The sequence below is a fragment of the Clostridium sp. UBA7791 genome, assembly GCF_002480755.1.
Lineage (GTDB): Bacteria > Bacillota > Clostridia > Clostridiales > Clostridiaceae > Clostridium_J > Clostridium_J sulfidigenes.
The window spans coordinates 422,593-446,106 of sequence record NZ_DLCT01000005.1; the positions used below are offsets into that span (position 1 = coordinate 422,593).

Genomic DNA, 23,514 nt, shown 5'->3' on the forward strand with positions numbered 1-23,514 from the left:
TATTAGTATATATTTAAAATACATTCACAGTAATTAATTATATTTTATAACATAATATGTATGAATACAATAATAAAATATAAAAAGTAACAACAAATTTACGTCATAAATCTCTCCTCATTGTATAAATATGTATAAAAATGAAAAAGTAATTAAAATGTATTATAATTTAAAAGTAACTCATAAAAGATATTAATACTATCCTTTATGAGTTACTTGTAATTTTATTGAAATTTGTCTTTTTTTATTTATCTTTGATAAATAGTTTAATTATTTCATTTATAACTAAAGGTATTAAGCTTAGAACAATAACAAGTCCCCAATCTGCTAAAGTTAATGGTATAACATTGAACATTCTAGCAATTGGCGGTATATAAATAACTGCCATTTGTAATGCGATACCAACAACCATTGCATAGATTAAATACATATTTGAGAACAAACCAATTTTAAATATGGATTTATCTGAACTTCTCATATTTAAAGAATGAATCAGTTGAGTTCCACTAAGAACTACAAAGGCTATAGTTTGAGCATGCATCAAAGCTTCAGGATTGTTAGCTATGTTAACAAGAGTAACTCCGGCATCTCCGTATTTGTTAACTCCATAAATGAAACCTATAAGGGTTAATATACCAATTAACACACCATTAAATAAAAGAGTAAATAAAGAACCCTTAAATAAACTATCCTTAGGACTTCTTGGTTTATGTTTCATAACATCCTTATCACCAGGGTCTACACCTAGGGCAAGAGCTGGGAAGGAGTCTGTTATAAGATTAACCCATAATATATGAGTTGCATTAAGTGGTGCAGCCCATCCGAAGAGAATACCAAAGAATAGAGCAACAATCTCACCGGCATTACAAGAAATTAAGAATATTACAGATTTTTTTATGTTATTAAATATATTCCTACCTTCTTCAATAGCTGCTACTATGGTAGAAAAGTTATCATCTGTTAATACCATGTCAGAGGCACCTTTAGCAACGTCAGTACCTGTGATACCCATAGCTACACCAATATCAGCAGCCTTTAAGGATGGAGCATCATTAACTCCGTCGCCAGTCATAGATACAATATTTCCTTTAGATTTAAAGGCTTTAACTATTCTAACCTTATGCTCAGGAGATACTCTAGCAAAAACTCTTAGATTTTCACATCTACTTGAAAGTTCCTCATCAGTTAAGTTATCTATGTCAGCACCACTAGCTACTTGGTTTATATCCTCTGCAATAGATAGTTCCTTAGCGATAGCAAAGGCTGTATTTTTATGGTCACCAGTAATCATTATAGTTTTTATGCCAGAAGTTTTACAAATTTCTATAGAGTCTTTAACTTCTAGTCTAGGAGGGTCTATCATACCAATAAGACCAATGAATGTTAAGTCTTTTTCCAATTCATCAACTTCTACATGGGTAGAGTTAACAGTTTTAAAAGCAGCACCTAGAACTCTTAAAGCATCGTCTGACATAGCTGTAGCAACTTTTAAGAAACCATTTTTAATTTCTTCAGTCATAGGTACAACTTCACCATTAATATAAGCAGAAGTACATATATTAATAAGATTATCAGTAGCACCCTTAGTCATTACATTAAATTTATCTTCATAAGAGTTTACCGTAGTCATTAATTTTCTGTCAGAATCAAAAGGTATTTCATCAACTCTTTTATGAGTTTTATCTAACTCTTCTTTAAAAACGTTAAACATATTTCCCATATCTAAAAGTGCTATTTCTGTTGGATCTCCAGTTTTTGATGTAGCCGTAGAAGTAGCATCATTACAAAGGACTATGTTTTCAAGTAAAAGTTTTTCGCCATCATTATTTATATTGAATTCCTTAACTTCTTTTAGTTTATTATCTGCAAAGTATTTAACTACTGTCATTTTATTTTGAGTTAATGTACCAGTTTTATCAGAGCATATAATATTCACAGAACCTAAAGTTTCTACAGAAGGTAATTTTCTAATAATAGCATTTTGCTTTATCATTCTTTGAACACCTAAAGCAAGAACTATAGTTACAATAGCAGCAAGACCTTCAGGAATAGCCGCAACAGCAAGGCTGATAGAAATCATGAACATATCAGTAACAGCTCTATCTTGTAATAAACCGACTGCAAACATAATAGCACAGATACCAATAGCAGCAATACCTAAAACTTTTCCCAGTTGTTCAAGTTTCTTTTGAAGAGGTGTAAGCTCATTTTCACCTTCATCAAGCATTTTAGCTATTTTACCAATTTCAGTATTCATACCTGTAGCTACAGCTATACCTGTAGCTCTACCATAGGTAGCTAAGGTAGACATAAATACCATGTTCTTTTTATCACCAAGAGATACTTTTTCATCTTCAAGGATAAGATTTGCATTCTTGTCTACAGGAACAGACTCACCAGTAAGGGCAGATTCTTCTACCTTAAGGTTAGCACTTTCTATAAGACGAATATCACAAGGAATAAATCTACCTGCATCGATGATAATTACATCACCAGGGACTACTTCCTCTGAAGGAATTTCTATTAATTCTCCATTACGCTTTACTATAGCCTTTGGTGTTGATAATTCCTTTAATGCATCAAGGGCCTTCTCGGCTTTAGACTCTTGAATCATTCCAACTGTTGCATTAACTAAAATAACAATACCGATAATAATTGCATCACTTATTTCTTTTCCTACAACTACAGATAGTATAGCTGCAACTATAAGGATATAAATTAGAATATCATTTAGTTGTGCAAAGAATAGTTGGACTTTAGTTTTTTTCTTTTTTGATGCCAGTTTATTAGACCCATACTTGGACCTAATTTCCTCAACTTGAGATGAAGTAAGACCAGTATCTGGGTTGGTGTTAAACTTACCTATAACATCGTCAATAGAGTCATTAAAATACATAAAATCACCTCATAATTAATAGTGTTAAGCCATACTCTAAATCTAAGATTTAGTTAGTAAAACTTACATAGATTTAATAAAAGATATTCTTTTATTAATATTTGCAAAAACATAATCACATATGTAGGTAATGTATGTAAAAAGAAAAGACTCATATATAGCGTAAGCACTATACATGAGTCTCATTATTTAATGCAAAGCCAGACTTAAAGCCAAGATGTTGACATTGCCATAGGATAATCCTACTAATTACTCCCTCATATGTAATTATATTTTATACATTAATTATAAGGGATGTACTAATAAATTACAAGATATTTTTTATTAAAACTTAGCAAGCAAATTAGGGATCATTCCATAGAATAATATACCTAAAAATGCTGCAATAACAATAATTAATATAGGATGAATTTTAGTTTTATAAAGTAGAAAACCAATAATTGCTGCTATTATTAAACTGTTTAAATCTATATAGGACTCGTAGCTAAGAGTTATAAATACAGAAATTATAAGTCCAATAAGAGCAGGTCTCATTCCTTTTAAGGCATGAGCTAGTATCTTTGAATTTTTAAATTTATTAAAGAAGTAATTAGCAAAGGATATGAGTATGAATGATGTAGTGACAACCCCTAGTGTAGATAGAACACTTCCTATAATTCCGCCAGTTTTATAGCCTACAAAGGTTGCAGCATTTATAGCTATAGGACCAGGAGTCATTTGAGATATACCTATGATATCCATGAAATCTGTTTGAGATAGCCAAGCATTGTTGTCCACAATTTCCTTTTGAATTAAAGGAAGCATAGCGTATCCACCACCAAAGCCGAAGGTTCCAATTTTAAGAAAGGCTAAATATAGCTTTAGTAATAGCATCTAATTTTCCTCCTTTGTATTTTTATAATTATCAATGTGGTGATTTCTATTAATATATATTCCATATACAGCAGCAATAAGAATTAAATATACAGGATTAACATTCATAAATACACTAAGAATTACAGTGACTATTACAATAATTATATTAACAGCTGTTTTATCTAAAACCTTTGCCAAGCTATTTACACCTACTAAAATTAGAAGGGGAACGGCAGCATTGATGCCTTTAAAGATAAGTTCAATGACATAAAGGTTTCTGAATTTACTGAAGGCCATAGCTATAATTACTATAATGATAAAAGAGGGAAGGGCTACACCTAAAAGTCCTAGGATAGCTCCTAGAACTCCATTAATTTTGTATCCAATGAAGGTACAGCTATTTATTGCTAAGGCTCCAGGAAAGCTTTGAGATATAGCTATTATATCTATAAATTCATCTTTGTCTATCCAATGGTTTTTATCTACAACTTCTCTTTCAATAAGTGGAATCATGGCATAACCACCACCAAAGGTAAAGGCACCTATCTTAAAGAAGGTTATAAACATATTAATTAAAGTTTTCATAATTGCCTCCTAAATTAATTTAATCTGTAAATAGTAAGAAAATATAGCTAAAATCCTTAACCTTATTTATAATATAATTAAAGGACAAGGGGGTGTTCACATGGAGATATCAAAAGTAGGAAGAAATACTCCAATACAAAGAGAAAGTAAAGTTGTAAATAACAAACAGGACTTCTCTAAAAATTTTAGCTTTGCTAGAGAGCAAAAGTCAGAAGAAGATCTTAAGAAAATGCTTAAAAATATAAAATCTAAAGGTAGCAGACTTGTAATTTCAAAGTGCTATGCTGATGTTAGAGCTTATAAAAAAGAAATAAAAGAATATCTAGAATCAGTACTTTCATTTATGTATTCCATAAAAAAGGATATAAGCTTTTGGCAAACTCAATACTTTGTTACAGTAGAGACTATTGACAATAAATTAGAAGAACTAACACAGATGCTACTTAATGAAGAACGAGAAAACTTAGATATAGCTAGCACTATAGATGAAATATCAGGTCTCATTGTAGATATTTATAGATAATTATAAATTAATATCTCTAATTATCTTCATTATTAAGTTATACTATAATTTAATATTTTATATATTAAGTTAAGGACCACTGGTAATAAATAGACAATTACCAGTGGTATTTAATTATATTTTTAAAGTTAAAGAAATCCGTTATAGCTAGCATCTGATGGCATTCTTAAATCTCCTCTTGGAGAAAGGCTTATAGATCCAACCTTAGGACCATCAGGTAGAGCTGAACGCTTAAATTGTTGAGTGAAGAATCGAGTCATAAATTTATTAAGCCATTTACTAATTACTTCGTCATCATATATCCCCTTAAAGGCAGCCTTAGCTAAGAATTCTATACGTTCCTTAGAAGCACCATGTTTCATGAAATGGTATAGGAAGAAATCGTGAAGTTCATAAGGTCCTACAATATCTTCAGTCTTTTGAGTAATGTTTCCATCTTTGTCCTTAGGAAGTAGCTCTGGACTTACAGGGGTATCCAAAATATCAATAAGGATTTTACTTATATCAGGAGTGCTTTCATGGTCAGCCACATAATCCACTAGGTATCTTACAAGGGTTTTTGGAATAGAACAGTTTACAGAATACATGGACATATGATCTCCATTATAAGTACACCAACCAAGAGCTAACTCAGATAAATCCCCTGTCCCAATTAACAGTCCACCTTCTTTATTAGCAAGGTCCATAAGAATTTGTGTTCTTTCTCTTGCTTGAACATTTTCGTAGGTTACATCATGTTGCTCTACAGGATGACCAATATCTTTAAAATGTTGGAGGCAAGCAGGTACAATATTTATTTCTCTTAAGTCTGTATCTAGGTACTTGCAAAGATCTAAGGCATTATTATAGGTTCTATCTGTAGTACCAAAACCAGGCATAGTAATGGTTACAATATTTTCTCTAGGCATTTTCAACATATCAAAGGTTTTTACTACAACTAGAAGAGCTAGAGTAGAATCAAGACCGCCAGAAATTCCTATAACTGCCTTCTTTAAGCCAGTATGCTCAAATCTTTTAGCAAGAGCTGAAGTTTGAATATTAAATATCTCTTTAGATCGTTTATCTCTTTCAAGAGGATTACTAGGTACAAAAGGATGTTTATCTATATATTTATCAAAATTATTAATAGCTATATTGTTAAAATCAAAGTATATAGTTTCCATATCAAAAGGAATTAAAACTTTATTATCTCTAAAGCTTATATTTTTTAATCTTTCAGCCTTTAATTTATCTACATCAATAATTGCTGTAATAATTTCATTTTCGCGATTAAATCTTTCATTTTCAGATAAGATTCCACCATTTTCACTGATTAAAAGATGGCCACTAAATAATACATCAGTAGTAGATTCAAAGACTCCACTAGAAGAATAGATATAGGAACTCATACATCTAGCACTTTGATTTTTAATTAAGGCTCTTCTATAGTCAGCCTTGCTAACTAACTCATTAGATGAAGATAAATTACATATTACATTACAACCAGCTAAAGATAAGAAGCTACTTGGTGGAATAGTAACCCAAAGGTCTTCACAAATTTCCACTCCAATACTAATATCACCACTTCTAAATATTAGGTTAGTTCCAAAATATATATTATCTTGGAAAGGAAGTTTAACTATTCTAGAAGTTATATTAAGACCACTGCTAAACCAACGTTTTTCATAGAATTCAGAAGCATTAGGTAAGTAACTTTTTGGAACAATACCTAAAACTTTACCATTAAAGATAAGATAAGCTGCATTATAAAGCACATCATCATATTCAAAAGGAGCACCTACAGCAAATAACATATCTCTTCCTTCAGAAAATACACAAAGATTTTCAATAGCTACTTCTGCTTTTTTTAGTAGTTTTTGTTGAAAGAATAAATCAGCACAACTATAAGAGGTTATAGATAATTCAGGAAAAACTAAAATTTTAACTTGTTCTTCTATAGCTTTTTCAACACATTTTTTTATTTCATTTAAGTTAAAGTCAACATCTGCTACTTTAGTAATAGGACAAGCAGAACCAACCTTTATAAAGTTCATTAAACATCGCACCTTTCATATTAAAGATATTTCTTATATACGAGTTCTTTTTTTAGTTTTAGTTTTTTTAGGTTTATTACTCTTAATATTTTTTTTATTATGTAATTGTTCTTTCTCCACTATTGCAGTTTTTGTGGTTTCATTATGTTTTTTTATGCCTTTATTTTTAAGTTTAATAGTAGTTTTTTTAGCCACAGAATATCCGAATTTTCCAATAGGCTTAGGAGCTAAACTAAAGTATTCACCATGAGAGTATGAAAGTAGGTCTCCTTTATCAAAGTGAATTTTCCCTTTTTCATCGATAAGTGTATTTTCCACATGACAGTTAACTATTTCAGCTAAAAATAAATCATGGGTACCTAGGGGAGTTATAGATTTTACTACACACTCAAAGGCAACGGGACATTGATTAATAATACCGCAGGAAATATCCTTAGCTTCACTGAGAGACAAGTTCATATCCCTAAACTTGTCATTGGTTCTTCCACTTTTAACTCCACAGTAATCCACAGCTTTAACTAGATTACTAGAAGCTAGATTTACTACGAAGGAACCAGTTTGTTTTATATATTCATAGGATAATCTTTCAGGACGAATAGCAACTGTAATCATAGGTGGCTTAGTACAAGCTGTACCTATCCAGCCTACAGTAAATACATTATCCTTTCCTTCAGAATTTCTACTAGTTATCATCACTGCTGGAACAGGATTTAGCATAATACTACCCTTAAAAGTAGTTTTAGCCATAATATCACATCACTTTCTAATTTTAACATAAACCTAATATAAATAAACTTAATTATTTTTGTCTCATATGTATTATATAGCAAGTTGGGTATATTTATCAAAAATAATAACCATCTAAGCTATAGATATTTATTATAGTACAATAATTTAAATTAATCTTTAATTTTGATTACCCGTTTTAGTAGGTATAAGAAATTTCGGGGAGTTTTAAGTGTAAACAGTGTGTTTTTATTCATAACCTTATATTATAATATAAATATAGGGAAATTCTTAACTTATATAAGGAGAATTTAGCTTCAATCAGTTAGGCTAAAATAACAAGACATATTGACCTATAAAAAAATTTGATATATAATTAACTTGAACGTAGTTCAAACAAGGAGTAGATATAATGAATAGGTTCTCAGAAAACCCAAGAGAGATTATACTTAAAGGAGCAAAAGAAATTGCCTTAGAGAATGGAATTGCAGCAATAAATATAAGAGCTGTAGCCAGTAGATGTAAAATTTCAGTAGGTACAGTTTATAATTCATTTTCCACAAAAAGTGAATTAGTGTTATCGGTTGTTGAAGATTTTTGGAGAGAAGCCTTTACTGATTTTCATACATGCTTAATGGGGGAAAAAAATATTTTTGAAAAGATAGAGCTATTATATAATAATATTTTTGTTTACTTAGATAAATTTCAAGAAAATTGGATAGATCAGTTATCTTTATTAAGTAGTAGTGAAAAATCTCTAGGAAGAAAAAAAGAACACGAATTTTTTAAAAAAGTTAGTGAAAGTATAGTTAATCTCTTAGATTCAGAAGATAATATTAGTGATGAAACTTGGACAGACAATTTAACTAAGGAAAAAGTGGCTAAATTTATTTTTAGCAACATGTTAGTTATGCTTAAGGCTAAGGAAGAGGATATAACTTTTTTTATAGAAGCATTAAAGAGAATTATTTATTTTAAATAAAGTTAAATAAAAATGCTGTATTAACTTACAGCATTTTATACACATAAAAAATGAACTATGTTCAAATAAAAATGCGAGGTGATATATTATGCAAGGGATTATGGAAACACTTTTTGATATTCTTTATCTTTCAACAGTTATAATAATGGGAATTATTATGATTAAGAAAAGTGGACAAAATAAACAATACAGATTATTTGGAATTATGGGAGTGATTTTAGGATGTGGAGATGCATTTCATCTAGTTCCAAGGGCTTATGGATTAGTTACCACTGGTTTAGAAGCTAATGCTGCGGCTTTAGGAGTAGGAAAACTAATTACATCTATTACAATGACTATATTTTATGTAGTGCTATATCATATATGGAGAATTCGTTATGATGTCAAAGACAAAAAAGGCTTAACTAATATTATTTATGGATTAGCTATTGTTAGGATTATATTATGTGCATTCCCAGAAAACCAATGGTTATCATATAATGCTCCAGTTTCCTGGGGAATATATCGTAACATTCCTTTTGCATTAATAGGACTTATAATCATATGGATTTTCCATAATAAAATTAAAGAAAACAATGATAAAGGATTTAAATTTATGCCTATTGCAATAATTTTATCTTTTGGATTCTATATTCCTGTTGTACTATGGTCCAATACTTTACCGATCATAGGAATTCTTATGATACCTAAGACTTTAGCCTATGTATGGATTGTATTTATGGGATATAACGAGATGAAAAAACTCTCAAACCCGCATGGTGTAAACAACTAGTTAACTATTTAAATATTTATATAGTTCTATAGGTAAATATTAAAATCGTATCCTAGGTAAAATTTTAAATAGTTATATAAGATAAATTTTAAAAATTTTAATATTTATTATATTAAATATTTTTAAATTATAAATTCTTAAGCTGTTTGAAATAAATTATCCCTTTGAAAGACCTACTTAAAAATAAAATTTTTAAGTAGGTCTTTGCTATGGAGCTATGTAGTATAATATGTAAAAATAGTATAAAATATAGTTATTGAAATAGGTATAATAAGGAGTGATTTGGTTTATGGAATTAAGTTCAATTGATGTAGATAAAATTATAGAAGATCACTATAAGTTTTTTGAGTCAAAAAAAAGTCGTAATATAGATTTTCGTATTAATCAATTAAGAAGTTTAAAGTCTGCTATAAAAAAGTATGAATATAAAATATATGAAGCATTATATAAAGATTTAGGAAAGTGTGAGTTTGAATCTTATACTACAGAGGTAGGCTTTGTATTAAGTAGTATTAGTCACACTATAAAGAATTTAAAGAAGTGGGCAAAGAAAGAAAAGGTAAAAACGCCTTTGTACTTATTTCCTGCAAAAAGTTTTGTAATTTCTGAGCCCTATGGAACGGTTCTAATTATAGGGCCTTATAATTATCCATTTCAACTTTTGATAGAACCTTTGGTGGGAGCACTTGCTGCTGGAAATTGTGTAGTATTAAAACCATCTGAAAATGTGCCCAATTTATCAAGAGTAATTACAGAAATGATTACTGAAACCTTCCCTAAGGAATATATACGCTCAGTAGAAGGTGGAATAGAAACTAACACTTCATTGATTAATGGTACCTTTGATTACATCTTCTTTACAGGGAGTGCTCAAGTTGGGAAAATAATAATGGAAGCTGCTGCAAGAAACCTAGTTCCTGTTACTTTAGAATTAGGTGGGAAAAGTCCTGTAATTGTAGATGAAAGTGCAGATATTAGAGTGGCAGCTAAGCGTATAATTTGGGGCAAGACTATAAATGTAGGTCAAACCTGTGTAGCACCGGATTATGTAGTAGTAAATAACAAGGTGAAAGATGAATTAATTAAGGAATTAAAATTGCAAATTCAAAGCTTCTATGGTAAGGATGCTATGGAGAGTAAAGACTACGGAAGAATTGTTAATGATAGACACTTCATAAGGCTTAAAAATATATTAGATAAAGAGGCAGATAAAATAATATATGGTGGAAAAGTAAATAGAGAAAAAAGATATATTGAACCTACACTTATAGATGCTTCATGGGAAGGTGCAGCTATGTCAGAAGAGATTTTTGGACCTATTCTTCCAATTATAAGCTTTAGTAATTTAGATGAGATAATAGGGGAAATTAAAAAACTATCAAAGCCATTAGCTCTGTATTTATTTACTGAAAACTACGAAGTAGAGGAAAAGGTTTTGGAAGAGATATCTTCAGGTGGAGCTTGTATAAATGACACAATAACTCATTTAGCTAATCCGGAGTTACCTTTTGGAGGAGTTGGAAATTCAGGTATAGGAGCTTATCATGGTAAAGAAAGCTTTAAGACATTTTCTCATAGAAGAAGCGTTGTAAGAAAAACTACTAAAATAAATATTCCAATAGTTTTTCCACCTTTTAATAATAAAAATCTAAGTAATGTAAAAAAACTTATGAAATAAATTGAATGAGATAAGGGGGAGTTTTATGAAAATTTATATTTCAGTGGATATTGAAGGAATCAGTGGAGTAACTAACTGGGGATTTACTAATGAAGGTGGCTATAACTATGAAAGAGCAAGAAAGCTTATGACAGAAGAAGTAAATGCAGTCATAAGAGGAATTAAAAAAGCAGGTGCAAAAGAAATACTAGTAAATGATTCTCACGGTCCTATGACAAGTATTCTCATTGAAGAGTTAGATGAAGATGTAGTATTAATTAGTGGAAATAAAAAAATTCTTGGCATGATGGAGGGTATAAATAATACTTTTGATGCAGTTATGCTGATAGGATATCATGGAAGACATAATACTTCAGGGGTTTTAGCCCACAGTTATAATAGCTCTGTGGTATCAGAGATAAGACTAAATGGAAAAGTAGTAGGAGAGTTTGAATTTAACTCCTTATTGGCAGGATATTTTAAAGTTCCAGTGGTAATGACATCAGGAGATAACATTTTAACAAGTCAAGCTAAAGAATTTAACAAGAATATAGAAGCTGTAGAAGTTAAAAAAGCTCACAGTAGATATGTAGGTGAATGCATACAGCCAAAGAGAGTTCATAAAATGTTAGAATCATCAGCAGAAAAAGCTATTTATAATAAATTAGTAGAACCTAACATATTAGATGATGAGGTAGAGTTAGAAATAGCCTTTATGGATAGTGGTATGGCAGAAGGAACCTTATGTATTCCAGGAGTTCAGCTTATAGAACCTAACAGAATTAAGTACAAGGCAAAGGATATTATGGAAGCTTATAAAATAAGAAGTGGTCTAATTACCTTGGCTGGGGCTTGGATGCGATAACACTTAATTTAAACACATAAAACCTTAAAAAAAGTAGAAACTATTTAAGGAAAGGATGTGTTTATTATGAAGAGAAAATCAGGTTCTAACAATCCAGCTCAGAAGGGAAAAAGAAGACAAAAGCTTCATGAGAATCAAAACAATGTTGGGGATCCGCGAAATAAGCCTGAATTTAAAGATTTCAACGGAAATGAAATAAAATAGTTAAATTGTGTTTTAAGAAGCTGTCTCAGAAGTAGTTTATTTTGAGACAGCTTATTTTATTGCATTTATATATTCTCGGGGTGATTTGTGAAAGAGCTTTTTAAAGCTACGTAGAAAACTAGAGTAATCCTTAAATCCACAGAGAGAACTAACCTTAGTTACAGGCTCACCAGATTTTATAAGTTCTTGAGCCATAAATAATCTCTTCTGAATTATATAGTTATGAAGAGTATACCCAGTTTCATTTTTGAATTTATGCATTAAATAATATTTACTTATAAAGAATTCCTTACATATAAGTTCAATGGATAGATCTTGTGATAGGTTATTGTTTATATATTTTAAAATCTCTTCAATTTGTTTATCGTATTTTAAAGAATCCTTAGTAGTAATATAAGTTTTATCAAGATAAAGTCTGTTAAGATATATAATTAGTTGAATAAAGAGGGAGTTACCTAAAAGTTTACTTCCAAAATCTTGAGAGTTAAATGATACTTCTAAGGAAGATATGATATTTTTAAGGTTATTTTGAAATTTATCTTCAAGTCTTATTAAATTAAAACTCTTCTCTTTTGCTAGTTTAAAGCAAGTTGATAAATCGCAACCTTCATAATTATGATTTTCAATAAAACCTGAATTAGCCCAAATAATTATACGTTCATAGGTCTCATTAGAATCGATAATAGGCTTGTGCACATCATGATTGTTTACAAGTAGAATATCCCAAGGCTTTAAATAATAAGCCTTCCCTTCAATTAAATAAGTAACTTTTCCAGATAAAAAGATTATTATTTTATTAAAGTCATGATAATGAAACTCGAATTCTTGATTTTTTTTGTCCTTTATATGAAAAAGCTGAAAGTCTTTATTAAGATATCCAGATTTGTTACTTGAATATGTGTTATCCATAAAGATACCTCCAAAACTAAATATACTTCATTTATCATATTATTAAAAAAGCAGTTTTTGCAATGTTTTAAACAGTATATTCAATATTTATTGTACATAGTGTTGAATATAATAAGATTATAACATATATGAAAATTAAATTACTAATTATATTATTTTATTTAAGGAGGAGGAAAAATGGAGATTTTAAAAAATTATAAGTCCTCGATATTTTTAATAATTTCAGTTATTATAGGTGGAGTTATAGGGTTGATCATGGGAGAAAGGGCAAGTATTTTTGCACCACTGGGAACAATATTTCTAAATTTAATATTTACAATACTGATACCATTAGTATTCTTTAGTATTTCATCGGCTATTGCTAATATGGATAGCTCAAAAAAATTAGGAAAGATACTTGGAATTACAATAGTAGTATTTGTATGTACGGCTATTATATCAGGAATAATAGGGGTAACTAGTTTCAAAATTTTTAATCCTGCACAGGGACTAAATTCGTCTATGTTTACAGAGTTAATGAATAGTGCTCAAGTTGTACCTAGGGAGCAAGTAGGATTTTTAGAAAAAATAGTTTCTAGTATTACTGTAGGGGATTTTTCACAGTTGTTATCTAGAAGTAATTTATTGGCACTTATAATATTTTCTATGCTTATAGGTTTTGGAACTATGTTAGCAAAAGAAGAAGGAAAGGAGTTTTCTAATTTTTTAAGTAGTGGCGCTATAGTAGTAAATAAGGTGATAAATATAATAATGTATTATGCTCCAATAGGATTAGCAGCATATTTTGCCAACGTAGTTGGTCAATTAGGAAGTCAAATATTAAGTGGATATGCAAAGGTATTTGTACTGTATTTGATAGTATCTATAGTATATTTTATTATATTCTTTACTCTCTATGCCTATATAGCAGGGGGTAAAGAAGGTATAAAAGCTTTCTGGAGAAATTCCACAGGACCATCAGTGACAGCATTAGCTACATGTTCTAGTGCAGCCTGTATTCCAGTAAATATTCAGGCAGCTAAAAATATGGGAGTATCTAGTTCCTTAGCTAATATAGTTATGCCTTTAGGTGTAAATATCCATAAGGATGGTTCAGTGATAGGTGGAATATATAAGATAATGTTTTTATTTGCGATATTCGGAAGAGACATTAATAGCTTGGGAACTTTAACTATTATTTTCATGGTGGGATTACTAGTAGGAGCTGTTGTTGGTGCTATACCAGTAGGTGGTTCCATTGGCGAGATGCTAATATTAAGTATATTTGGATTTCCTCCAGAAGCTTTAGCAATAATGTTAGTTATTGCAACTATAATTGATGCGCCCGCAACCTTATTAAATTCTGCAGGTAACACGGTTTGTACCATGGTAATATCTAAATTTACAGAAAAGAAAAGGATTTAAAATAAAATTTATAATAAAAGTACAGATATAAATTTTGCATATAGAAATAAGGCTATCTCAACTGACTGAAATAGCCTTATTTTTATTCAATCTTATTGATAATATTTTATTAATTAGATTATTTAATTACAAATTTTACTGATTAGTTGATAAAAAATATTTATAAATTCAAAAAAATAGTTAATTTATAGAATAATATAAGATTAAATGTTTTATTACAATAATTTAAATAATATCCATATAATGTTATAATTATTTATAAAATATTGTAAGGGGGGCAGTTAATTGGGAAAGAAAAAAAATAAACTTTTAAGCCTAATTAGTGCATTATTATTCTTAGTAACTTATATTGTTATGCCAAGTATAAGTGTTTATGCAGTAGAAAGAGCTATTAATAATAATGAAGATACAACAATACTCCTTTCAGAAGGTTTTACAGGAGCTAGAAAGAATGTAAAACCAGAAGGAGAAGGATGGACAATTACAAGAAATGGGGAAAAAGCTACTGTACTAGATGGATATGACACAAATGGGAATTATGGTAAAACAAAACCTTCACTAGGATTTGGACGATTGAGTGGAAGTAGTACTGAAACTTTAGAAACACCAGTATTCAATTTACCTTCAACAGGAACTTTGAGTTTTTGGTATAAGGGGCAAGTTGGAAATGGTCCGATAACTTCAACTTTAAAATTAGAAGTTAAAGTTAATGATGTGTGGCAAGAGATAAAAGGACCAGATATTACAGTTACGAGTGAAAGTACCTTTTCAGTTTCTTTAGAAAAGGGAGTTACAGCTATAAGATTTACTTTCAATAAAGCATCAGGTAACTTAGCTATAGATGATATAGAAATTTCTTGTATTGGAGGAGGAACTACAGATCCAGGAGAACCACCAATAGATCCACCAACTTCAGAGGTCATAACTATATCATCTGCTAGAGATTTAACTAATGGGGTTGAAGCTGTAGTTAGGGGAATAGTTTCCTTTAATGATAGAAATAAAACCCTTCATATTCAAGATGCTACAGGTGCAATTGCAATATCAAATAACTCCACTAAGATAGATTTAAGTGCTGCAGTTAATGGAGCATTAGTTGAAGTTAAAGGTACCAGAGATACCTTTAAAGGATTAGCTCAACTTCAGGCTAGCGATATTAAGGTTATATCTAATAGTGGTATGCCAACTGCAGAAATTTATACTATAAAAGAGTTATTAACAGGAAAGCATGACTCAAAATATGTGGAAATAACTAATGCAGTTATAGATGTTGCAGCTAAGACCTTAACTCAAGGAGAAGATAAGTTAGACATATACTATGTACCTTCTGATATAAATGTAGTTACTGGTGACTTAGTTAATGTTAAAGGAACTATGGGGAAATACAACACAACTGTACAAATATATGGTTCATCTTGTACATTTACAAAGGTAGAAGCTCCTGACACTGAAGGGCCTATAATAAAACATGAACCAATTCTTAAAGCATCAATAGAGGAAGATCTCAAAATAACAGCTTCTATTGAAGATAATAAAGAAGTTAAAAGTGCAATGTTAAACTATAGAGTTAAGGGAGAAGAAGTCTTTAAGGCTATAAATATGACTAAAGATGAACAAGGAAATTACATGGCATTAATATCTAAAGAAGAACTGAAATTGATGGGTATAGAATATTATCTTGTGGCTGAGGATGGAACTAATATTACAAGAATTCCACAAGAAGGAGTATTTAATGTAGAAGTAACTAATGAAGATATAGTTGGACCAGAAATATATGATTTAGTGCCAGACAGTGGTGTAGGTATTGGAGATGTAGCAAGACCTGAAATAAAGGCTTCAATAAAAGATAGGACAGGAGTAGATAAAAATTCTATTAAAATATTCTTTGATGGTGAAGATGTAACTTCAAAAGCTACAATAACTTCAACATCTATTCTATACAAACCAACTACTGATTTAGACGATGGAAGTCACAGAGTAAAGATTGAAGCTAAAGATACTTTGGGGAATTATTCAAGTAAAGAATGGACTTTCAAAAAAGGTAAGTTAAGTCACTACTTCGGGCAACTTCATTCACATACTAATATTTCAGATGGAACAGGTTCTTTAGATGAAGCTTATTCTTGGGCTAAGAATCATGGAGCTGACTATTATGCAGTAACAGATCACTCAAATTGGTTTGATAATGATACAGCAGCTTCCTTAGCAGACGGTTCAGCTAGCAAAGCTTGGACAAATGCTCAGTTTACAGCGGATAAATATGATAAAGAAGATGATTTTACAGCTATATATGGATATGAAATGACTTGGTCAGGTTCTACTGGAGGGTGGGGTCATATAAATACATTTAATACACCAGGATTTGAAACCAGATCAAATAAGGCCATGGATTTACAAAACTATTACAATACATTGCAAACACAACCACAGTCAATTTCTCAATTAAATCATCCAGGTAAGACTTTTGGGGATTTTGCAGACTTTGGTTATTATAGTGAGGCTACAGACAAGGTTGTAAACTTAGTGGAAGTTGGTAATGGTGAGGGGCCAATAAGAGGTTCAGGTTATTTTCCAAGTTATGAATATTATACAAGAGCTCTTGATAAAGGATGGCATGTTGCACCAACTAATAACCAAGATAATCATAAGGGCAAGTGGTTTACAGCTAATAATGCAAGAACAGTAATTATAGCCACAGATAACTCTAGAGGAGATATATATGATTCTATAAGAAATTTAAATGTATATGCTTCAGAAGATGAGAATATGATTGTTGATTACACAGTAAATGGTAGTCTAATGGGAAGTTCCTTAGGTGAAGTAGATAAACTAAATTTTAAAGTTAATATAACTGATGATGAGACTATAAAGAAAGTATCAGTTATTTCTAATGGTGGAGTTGAGGTTGTATCTAAAGAATTTAATTCTAAAAATGTAGACTGGCAGTTTGAATTGTCTCCAGAATATACCTACTACTATTTAAAGATAGTGCAGGGTGATCAGGATATAGCTGTTACAGCACCAGTATGGGTTGGTGATAGTAGTAACTTTGGTTTAACTACAGTTACTGTAGACAATGAAATAACTTTACCTAATGAAAAGGTTCAAGTTTCTGTAGGAATTTACAATAATGAAGCTAAGGCTTTAAAAGATGCTAAGGTGGAGTTCTTTGCAAATGAAATTAAAACAGAAAATAAAGTAGGTGAAAAAGTTATTCCTTTAGTGGAAGGAACTAAAACCGAAAATGTTCAAATAGATTGGATACCTACTAAACAAGGTGAATATACAATTTATGCTAAAGCAACAATAAATCATGAAGGCAGTGAAAAAGTATTTACTAATAGTGTAAAGGTCAAAGTTAGAAATCCAGAAAACACTTATAGAGTTGTAATAGATGGTGCTCACGTAAATCAATATGTAAGTGGAAATTATGCAGGAAAATATACAGCACTTAAGAATTTGTTACAACAGAGAAATACAATACTTTCTTTAAATAAAGAGACAATAACTGCAGATACTCTCAAGGGAGTAGATTTATTTATTCTTACAAACCCACAGAGTATTGATAAGTCAGAATATAACTTAACTAAGAGTAAGTTAGAGACAAGTGAGATAAAGGCTATTGCTGATTATGTAAAGGCTGGAGGAAATATAATAATAACTACTATTGCTGACTATAAGGATGGTGAAGGTGAATATAGCAATGATAGGCAGCTTAATCCATTACTTGAAGCTATAGGAACAGAACTTAGAATAAATGATGACCAAGTTATTGATAATACTACTAATGGTGGTCAACCTTATAGATTATACTTTAATAAATACAGTTCACCATTATACAATTTAGTATCTGGTATCGAAGATGGAAAAGAGCAATATAGCTTCTATAGTGGAGCTTCAGTTGTCCTTGCAGATGGAGCAAAGGGAGAGAAGGTAGATTTCTTAGTAAAGGGTTATGAAACTACAACTACTAGCGATGCGGATAATGCTAAAGATAACGTACCAGTAGCACAAGGAAAGGTATCAGTTATTGGAGCAGAAGAGCTAAGTAATGGTGGTAAGGTAGTAGTAGCTGGTAATACATTTTTCTCAGATTTTGAAACAGATGGGCAAAATGCAATATCTTACTCAAATATTAAAATAGTAAAAAATATTATGGGTTGGATGATGCCAGAGAAGATAGCTGAAAAAGTAAATATCAAAGATGTTAGAATAGATGCAAATAAGGACAATGTACCTGATTTACTAGGAGAAGAGTTTACTATAGAAGGTATAGTAACTTCTCAGTCAGAGGCAGTAACTCCTAAAAATTCCTTCTTTGAAGTAGTGTATATAGAAGATGAAACAGGCGGTATCTGTATATTTGGTGTATCTAAAACTCCATTAAGGGTTGGACAAAAAATTAGAGTTACAGGTACAGTAGATGCATATCAGGGTGAATTTGAAATTCAAGTTAAGGATGAAGATACTCAAATTCAAATTATTGATGAAAACCCAGTTGATATATCTCCAGTAAAGCTTTCTACAGGAAATAGTATGATAGCTGAGAATGGTGGTAAGCTTATTCAGGTGCAAGGTAAGGTAGTTAGAATGGATAAATCTAATTTATATATTAACGATGGCACTGGAGAATCAAGGATATATGTAGAAGGATATATATGGGATGGAAAAGATGAGAGTACAAAGGGAATATGGGATAAAAATATTAAAGTTGGAGATACAGTATCAGCTATTGGACTTGGTTCAATGGATCCTGAAGGAGCAAGACTTAGAGTTAGAAATACTGGAGAAATAATATTAATTCCAAGTGAAGAAACCAATGAAAAACCAGTGATTAATGGAGCTGAAAATATAACAATAAAGGTTGGAGATAGCTTTGATCCTAAATCAGGGGTAATTGCTACTGATAAAGAGGATGGAGATATAACTTCAAAAATAGTAATTACAGGTTCAGTAGATACAAGTAAGGCTGGAGAGTATGTTTTAACCTATAGCATAACTGATAGCTTTGGAAATAATACTACTATGACAAGAAAGGTAACTGTAATAGATAAAGAAACACCAGGTAAAGATGATAACGAAAAACCAGAAAATCCAAGTAAGCCTAATAAACCAAACAAACCAAATAATTCAGGAAACAATAATTCAAACTTACCTCAAACAGGAGGAGATAGTTCTTCAATAGTACTAATAGTTATAGCTGTTTTAGTAATTGGAGGAGGAGTAACTCTATTATTTAAGAGAAAAAACAAAGGAGAGAATACAGAGCAGAGTAAAAAATAAAATTAGACATTGAATTTAGGGGCTGACTCAAAGTAAGTTTGAAACAGCCCCTTACAATAAAATAGGTGAGAGGAGGGTTATTAATGAATATAAATAAATACAAGAAGGATATTATAACAATAACAGTAACCGTTATATTAGGAATATTAATTGTTTTTTCATCTAAACTAATATTTACTAATGGATTTTTGTTGGACAAGCTAAGTGCTGGCGTAGAATATTATGAAGCAGAAATAGTAAATGTACTTAAAGAAAATTTGCAAGATGATAAGTATATAGAGGAAATAGAACTAGGATATCAACAGGTATCAGTAAAAATATTAAATGGCCCTTATGTGGAAAATCAATATGAAATAACTAATAATGTAAGTAGACTATATAATACTGTAGTAAAAAAAGGTGACAAGGTAATAGTTGCCATGTACTTCATGGACAATAAGCTTAATGATGTGGCTATATCTAGCTTTAAGAGAAGCACTTCTTTATCTATTATGGTTATTTTATTTTTACTAGTAATATTATTGGTTGGAGGATTTAAAGGTTTAAAATCTATAGTAGCATTACTATTTACAATGATTTGCGTAATATTTTTGATGGTACCATTAATGCTAAGAGGTGTAAGTCCTATAATATCAGCTATAATAATAGCTATAATAAGTACATCAATTACCTTAGTACTAGTATCAGGAACAAATAAGAAAACATTGTCAGCCATCTTAGGAACTTTAATAGGAGTTTTAATAGCAGGAATACTTGCCTACATATTTGGTGAAACCACAAATCTCTCAGGAATAAACATGTCAGAGGTAGAAAGTATAATGTATATAGCAGAAACGACTAATCTAAAAATAAAGGGTATATTTTTTGCAGGGATTCTTGTGTCTGCATTGGGAGCGGTTATGGATGTAGCTATGTCAATATCCTCATCTATATTTGAAATAAGTTCCATAGATAAGACTATGAGTATAAAAGCATTATTTAAAAGTGGTATGAATATTGGTAAAGATATAATAGGAACTATGGCTAATACTTTAATTTTAGCATTTGCAGGAGGAGCTATAAACATACTTATTTTATTATACTCTTCTAGTATGACAACTAATAGGTTACTGAATTTAGATATCCTTGGCACCGAACTGATTCAAGGGTTATCAGGAACTATAGGAATAATTCTAACTGTACCAGCAACAGCAATTATGGCAGCATATCTATGTAAGGCATCTTCAAAAAATAAGTAAGTCAGAATACTCGTCTATTTTGTGTTATACTGCGTCAACAGAACCCTTAGATAGTGCTACTATCTAAGGAACCTGTTTCCTTGTCTAACTCAAAATATACTTCCCATCTTTGACTTATTATTTATTTTCAGGTGCCTAAGAAAAAAATAAAATTATAAAGAAATAGGATTTGAAACAAACTGTTTCAGCCTTGTAATTAAAGAGTAATAAAATTAACTCAGATAATTAAGGATGATACAGTTCTTTATTTTCCCTTTAAAAAGGTATAATGATGAAAAATAAAATAGCTATATAGCTACATGAGTAATTTTTATATAAAGGTATCATACTAAGTAGTATTAGTATAAAAAATAGTAGATATTAAAAGGAGAGGACTTTTATGCCTTATATAAACTTTAAAGAAGAAGTGTTTAAAGGAAAAGAAGAGCTATATAAAAGAATAGAAAATAATAAGAAACTATTTAGTGAAATAAAAAATAATAAGAACAAAATTAGCATCCAACAAGATGAAAAGTATAGTTTTAGAATCATTAAAGATAGAACTATAAATAATTCTAAAACTGAAAATGAGGGGGATTTTTTAGAGATTACTGATAAAAGTATCGTATGTACTGAGTTTATAAAGTGTAAATTTTATAATATAAAATTTAAAAATTGCACATTTGTGGCCTGTAGGTTCATAGAATGTGACTTTGGGGGTGGAGGAGTAATTTTTGAGAACTGTACTATGATTTTAGAAGAAATTAATAATGTACCATCACTAAATAAAAAGGATAATCTATCTTGTAGTTTTGAAAAATGTAAATTATACTGTAAATTTTTAAGCTCTAATATCACTTATTTAATAATTGATGAATGTGAACTTAAAGATACATCTTTTGAACTTACAGATATGACTAGTGCTATAATTATAAATTCTTATATGAAAAGAATTAATTTAATGGATGTGGATTTATCAGGAGGGAAAATAATATCAACTTACATTGAGGATTTAGAATTTAATGATAAATTAAAAAGCAAACTAGATCCAAAAACTTTTTTTGATAAAATTCAACCAAAGAAAAAAACAAAGACAGAGTATGAAGGAATATATACTGTATATGAAACTATTGCTGATAAATATAATGAAAATAATTTGAAGAATAACTTTGGAGAATACTATTATCTTTGTAAGAATATGCAAAGAAAAAGTTTGAAAAAGCTATTACCCAAAACAATATCTTATATTTATTGGTTTACATGTGGATATGGAGAACGAATATTATATCCATTAATAAGCTCTTTAGTTTTAATATTAATTTTTGCAACTATGTATTTGATCTTGGGATATAACTCACAAAATCAAATAATTAGCTACTGGTGGAGTATAGGATTACCAAAAAACTTTAATGAATTTCTAAGTCAAGTAAATCAATGTATAAATATAAGTGTTGAGGTATTTACAGGACTAGGATCTGATAATGAAACGCCAATACCGGCTTCTTTTATAGTAGCTAATACTGAGATGATAGTTGGAGTAATTATGATGGGGGTTGGAATAGGTACCTTAACAAGAAAATTAGTAAGATAAATAAAAATTTAGTTGCGTAACAAAAGTTACAGACCTATTATAGAAATCTAGTTATAATTAAGCTATATTAAATATAGTTTAATTTAAATTTGGTGTTAAAATTAAACAAAAGATAAGTGTGATAAAAAATATAATTTTGAAAAATATGATAAATTAGATTAAATAATAGGTTTAGGAGGATTTGTTATGAAGAGAAAAATAATTAAGATCCATGAGGAAAAATGTAATGGCTGCGGATTATGTGTTACGGCTTGTCATGAAAAAGCTATAGAATTAGTCGATGGAAAGGCAAAACTTGTTAGCGATATATATTGTGATGGATTAGGAGATTGCTTACCCAATTGTCCTACAGCAGCTATAGAGATTATAGAAAGAGAAGCGGATGAATATGATGATGATGCAGTAAAGGCAAGAATTTTAGAATTAGATAATAAGTCTAAAGAGATTAAAGATATAAATATTGGTGGGGAAGAAAAGTTGCCATGTGGATGTCCTGGAACAATGGCTAAAACTATTGAAAGAAAACCAATAATCACTATGGAAACTATGCCTAAAAAAAGAGAGAATACTACTGAAAACAACTCTGAGCTTATGCAATGGCCAGTGCAATTGAACTTAATAAATACTAGTGCGCCATATCTAAAGGATGCTAACTTATTAGTAGCAGCAGATTGTACAGCTTATGCTTACGGAAATTTCCATAGAGACTTTATGAAGGATAAAGTTACAGTAATAGGATGTCCAAAACTTGATGACAATGAACATTATAAGAATAAATTAACTGAAATACTTAAGAAGAACAATATAAAGAGTATAACTGTAGTTAGAATGGAAGTGCCATGCTGCTCAGGAATAGTAGCTTCAGTTAAAAGTGCCATGCTTCAAGCACAAATAATAGTTCCTTACAAAGAAGTAACCATTGGAACTAATGGTGATATAATAGAGTGATAATTGAATATATTTTAAGTGTGGAGCTATCTATAAATCTGTTAACTTAATAGATTTATAGATA

The 23,514-nt window shown here is 30.2% G+C and carries 17 protein-coding genes; 11 read left to right on the forward strand and 6 right to left on the reverse strand.

Annotated elements, in window-relative coordinates; all coding sequences use genetic code 11:
* Window positions 1-244 precede the first annotated feature (244 nt).
* The 3 genes from B3Z56_RS07480 to B3Z56_RS07490 all read right to left on the reverse strand — a co-directional run bounded on the left by B3Z56_RS07480 (window position 245) and on the right by B3Z56_RS07490 (window position 4,336).
* Window positions 245-2,896, reverse strand: a complete 2,652-nt coding sequence (locus B3Z56_RS07480) for a cation-translocating P-type ATPase (RefSeq protein WP_346848554.1) — start codon at window positions 2,894-2,896, stop codon at window positions 245-247.
* Between the two features lie 324 nt (window positions 2,897-3,220).
* Complete coding sequence (locus B3Z56_RS07485) at window positions 3,221-3,769, reverse strand: chromate transporter (protein WP_346878536.1); 549 nt, start codon at window positions 3,767-3,769, stop codon at window positions 3,221-3,223.
* Window positions 3,770-4,336 carry a chromate transporter gene (locus tag B3Z56_RS07490; RefSeq protein ID WP_346848556.1) on the reverse strand — a complete coding sequence of 189 codons (567 nt, stop codon included), beginning with the start codon at window positions 4,334-4,336 and terminating at the stop codon, window positions 3,770-3,772.
* Between the two features lie 100 nt (window positions 4,337-4,436).
* Here B3Z56_RS07490 and B3Z56_RS07495 point away from each other — a divergent pair, with 100 nt between their 5' ends.
* Window positions 4,437-4,859: a DUF327 family protein gene (locus tag B3Z56_RS07495; protein WP_150846056.1), complete on the forward strand. Its 423-nt coding sequence runs from the start codon at window positions 4,437-4,439 to the stop codon at window positions 4,857-4,859.
* Between the two features lie 128 nt (window positions 4,860-4,987).
* Here B3Z56_RS07495 and B3Z56_RS07500 read toward each other — a convergent pair whose 3' ends face one another.
* Window positions 4,988-6,892, reverse strand: a complete 1,905-nt coding sequence (locus B3Z56_RS07500) for an NAD(+) synthase (RefSeq protein WP_346877755.1) — start codon at window positions 6,890-6,892, stop codon at window positions 4,988-4,990.
* 33 nt (window positions 6,893-6,925) lie between these two features.
* Window positions 6,926-7,639, reverse strand: coding sequence for a flavin reductase family protein (locus tag B3Z56_RS07505; protein WP_346877756.1), 714 nt, complete (start codon window positions 7,637-7,639; stop codon window positions 6,926-6,928).
* Between the two features lie 391 nt (window positions 7,640-8,030).
* On the opposite strand from B3Z56_RS07505, the gene B3Z56_RS07510 reads away from it, so the two are divergent.
* The 5 genes from B3Z56_RS07510 to B3Z56_RS07530 all read left to right on the forward strand — a co-directional run bounded on the left by B3Z56_RS07510 (window position 8,031) and on the right by B3Z56_RS07530 (window position 12,098).
* Window positions 8,031-8,600, forward strand: a complete 570-nt coding sequence (locus B3Z56_RS07510) for a TetR/AcrR family transcriptional regulator (RefSeq protein WP_346878537.1) — start codon at window positions 8,031-8,033, stop codon at window positions 8,598-8,600.
* An 88-nt stretch (window positions 8,601-8,688) separates the two neighbouring features.
* Window positions 8,689-9,372, forward strand: a complete 684-nt coding sequence (locus B3Z56_RS07515) for a hypothetical protein (RefSeq protein ID WP_346878538.1) — start codon at window positions 8,689-8,691, stop codon at window positions 9,370-9,372.
* 289 nt (window positions 9,373-9,661) lie between these two features.
* The gene (locus tag B3Z56_RS07520) at window positions 9,662-11,050 is read left to right on the forward strand and encodes an aldehyde dehydrogenase (RefSeq protein ID WP_346878539.1); all 1,389 of its coding nucleotides are present in this window, start codon (window positions 9,662-9,664) and stop codon (window positions 11,048-11,050) included.
* 25 nt (window positions 11,051-11,075) lie between these two features.
* Entirely contained in the window at window positions 11,076-11,894 is an 819-nt protein-coding gene (locus B3Z56_RS07525) for a M55 family metallopeptidase (protein ID WP_346878540.1), read from the forward strand.
* A gap of 66 nt (window positions 11,895-11,960) precedes the next feature.
* Window positions 11,961-12,098: a clostri-philic family protein gene (locus tag B3Z56_RS07530; RefSeq protein ID WP_346878541.1), complete on the forward strand. Its 138-nt coding sequence runs from the start codon at window positions 11,961-11,963 to the stop codon at window positions 12,096-12,098.
* Between the two features lie 51 nt (window positions 12,099-12,149).
* Here the strand turns inward: B3Z56_RS07530 and B3Z56_RS07535 are convergent, their stop codons facing one another.
* On the reverse strand, window positions 12,150-13,007 hold the full coding sequence (locus tag B3Z56_RS07535; protein ID WP_346878542.1) for an AraC family transcriptional regulator: 858 nt from the start codon (window positions 13,005-13,007) through the stop codon (window positions 12,150-12,152).
* A gap of 177 nt (window positions 13,008-13,184) precedes the next feature.
* Between B3Z56_RS07535 and B3Z56_RS07540 the strand changes: the two genes are divergently transcribed.
* The 5 genes from B3Z56_RS07540 (at window position 13,185) to B3Z56_RS07560 (ending at window position 23,450) form a co-directional block, all read left to right on the forward strand.
* Window positions 13,185-14,411, forward strand: coding sequence for a dicarboxylate/amino acid:cation symporter (locus B3Z56_RS07540; RefSeq protein ID WP_346878543.1), 1,227 nt, complete (start codon window positions 13,185-13,187; stop codon window positions 14,409-14,411).
* A 285-nt stretch (window positions 14,412-14,696) separates the two neighbouring features.
* Window positions 14,697-19,694: a CehA/McbA family metallohydrolase gene (locus B3Z56_RS07545; protein ID WP_346878544.1), complete on the forward strand. Its 4,998-nt coding sequence runs from the start codon at window positions 14,697-14,699 to the stop codon at window positions 19,692-19,694.
* A gap of 83 nt (window positions 19,695-19,777) precedes the next feature.
* On the forward strand, window positions 19,778-20,932 hold the full coding sequence (locus B3Z56_RS07550; protein ID WP_346848566.1) for a YibE/F family protein: 1,155 nt from the start codon (window positions 19,778-19,780) through the stop codon (window positions 20,930-20,932).
* A 379-nt stretch (window positions 20,933-21,311) separates the two neighbouring features.
* Window positions 21,312-22,502: a pentapeptide repeat-containing protein gene (locus B3Z56_RS07555; RefSeq protein ID WP_346848567.1), complete on the forward strand. Its 1,191-nt coding sequence runs from the start codon at window positions 21,312-21,314 to the stop codon at window positions 22,500-22,502.
* Between the two features lie 186 nt (window positions 22,503-22,688).
* On the forward strand, window positions 22,689-23,450 hold the full coding sequence (locus tag B3Z56_RS07560) for a 4Fe-4S dicluster domain-containing protein (RefSeq protein WP_346848568.1): 762 nt from the start codon (window positions 22,689-22,691) through the stop codon (window positions 23,448-23,450).
* Window positions 23,451-23,514 lie beyond the last annotated feature (64 nt).

Coding starts and splice junctions, on each gene's coding strand:
- B3Z56_RS07480 (WP_346848554.1), bottom strand. CDS start 2,896: ATGTATTTTAATGACTCTATTGACGATGTTATAGGTAAGTTTAACACC.
- B3Z56_RS07485 (WP_346878536.1), bottom strand. CDS start 3,769: ATGCTATTACTAAAGCTATATTTAGCCTTTCTTAAAATTGGAACCTTC.
- B3Z56_RS07490 (WP_346848556.1), bottom strand. CDS start 4,336: ATGAAAACTTTAATTAATATGTTTATAACCTTCTTTAAGATAGGTGCC.
- B3Z56_RS07495 (WP_150846056.1), top strand. CDS start 4,437: ATGGAGATATCAAAAGTAGGAAGAAATACTCCAATACAAAGAGAAAGT.
- B3Z56_RS07500 (WP_346877755.1), bottom strand. CDS start 6,892: ATGAACTTTATAAAGGTTGGTTCTGCTTGTCCTATTACTAAAGTAGCA.
- B3Z56_RS07505 (WP_346877756.1), bottom strand. CDS start 7,639: ATGGCTAAAACTACTTTTAAGGGTAGTATTATGCTAAATCCTGTTCCA.
- B3Z56_RS07510 (WP_346878537.1), top strand. CDS start 8,031: ATGAATAGGTTCTCAGAAAACCCAAGAGAGATTATACTTAAAGGAGCA.
- B3Z56_RS07515 (WP_346878538.1), top strand. CDS start 8,689: ATGCAAGGGATTATGGAAACACTTTTTGATATTCTTTATCTTTCAACA.
- B3Z56_RS07520 (WP_346878539.1), top strand. CDS start 9,662: ATGGAATTAAGTTCAATTGATGTAGATAAAATTATAGAAGATCACTAT.
- B3Z56_RS07525 (WP_346878540.1), top strand. CDS start 11,076: ATGAAAATTTATATTTCAGTGGATATTGAAGGAATCAGTGGAGTAACT.
- B3Z56_RS07530 (WP_346878541.1), top strand. CDS start 11,961: ATGAAGAGAAAATCAGGTTCTAACAATCCAGCTCAGAAGGGAAAAAGA.
- B3Z56_RS07535 (WP_346878542.1), bottom strand. CDS start 13,007: ATGGATAACACATATTCAAGTAACAAATCTGGATATCTTAATAAAGAC.
- B3Z56_RS07540 (WP_346878543.1), top strand. CDS start 13,185: ATGGAGATTTTAAAAAATTATAAGTCCTCGATATTTTTAATAATTTCA.
- B3Z56_RS07550 (WP_346848566.1), top strand. CDS start 19,778: ATGAATATAAATAAATACAAGAAGGATATTATAACAATAACAGTAACC.
- B3Z56_RS07555 (WP_346848567.1), top strand. CDS start 21,312: ATGCCTTATATAAACTTTAAAGAAGAAGTGTTTAAAGGAAAAGAAGAG.
- B3Z56_RS07560 (WP_346848568.1), top strand. CDS start 22,689: ATGAAGAGAAAAATAATTAAGATCCATGAGGAAAAATGTAATGGCTGC.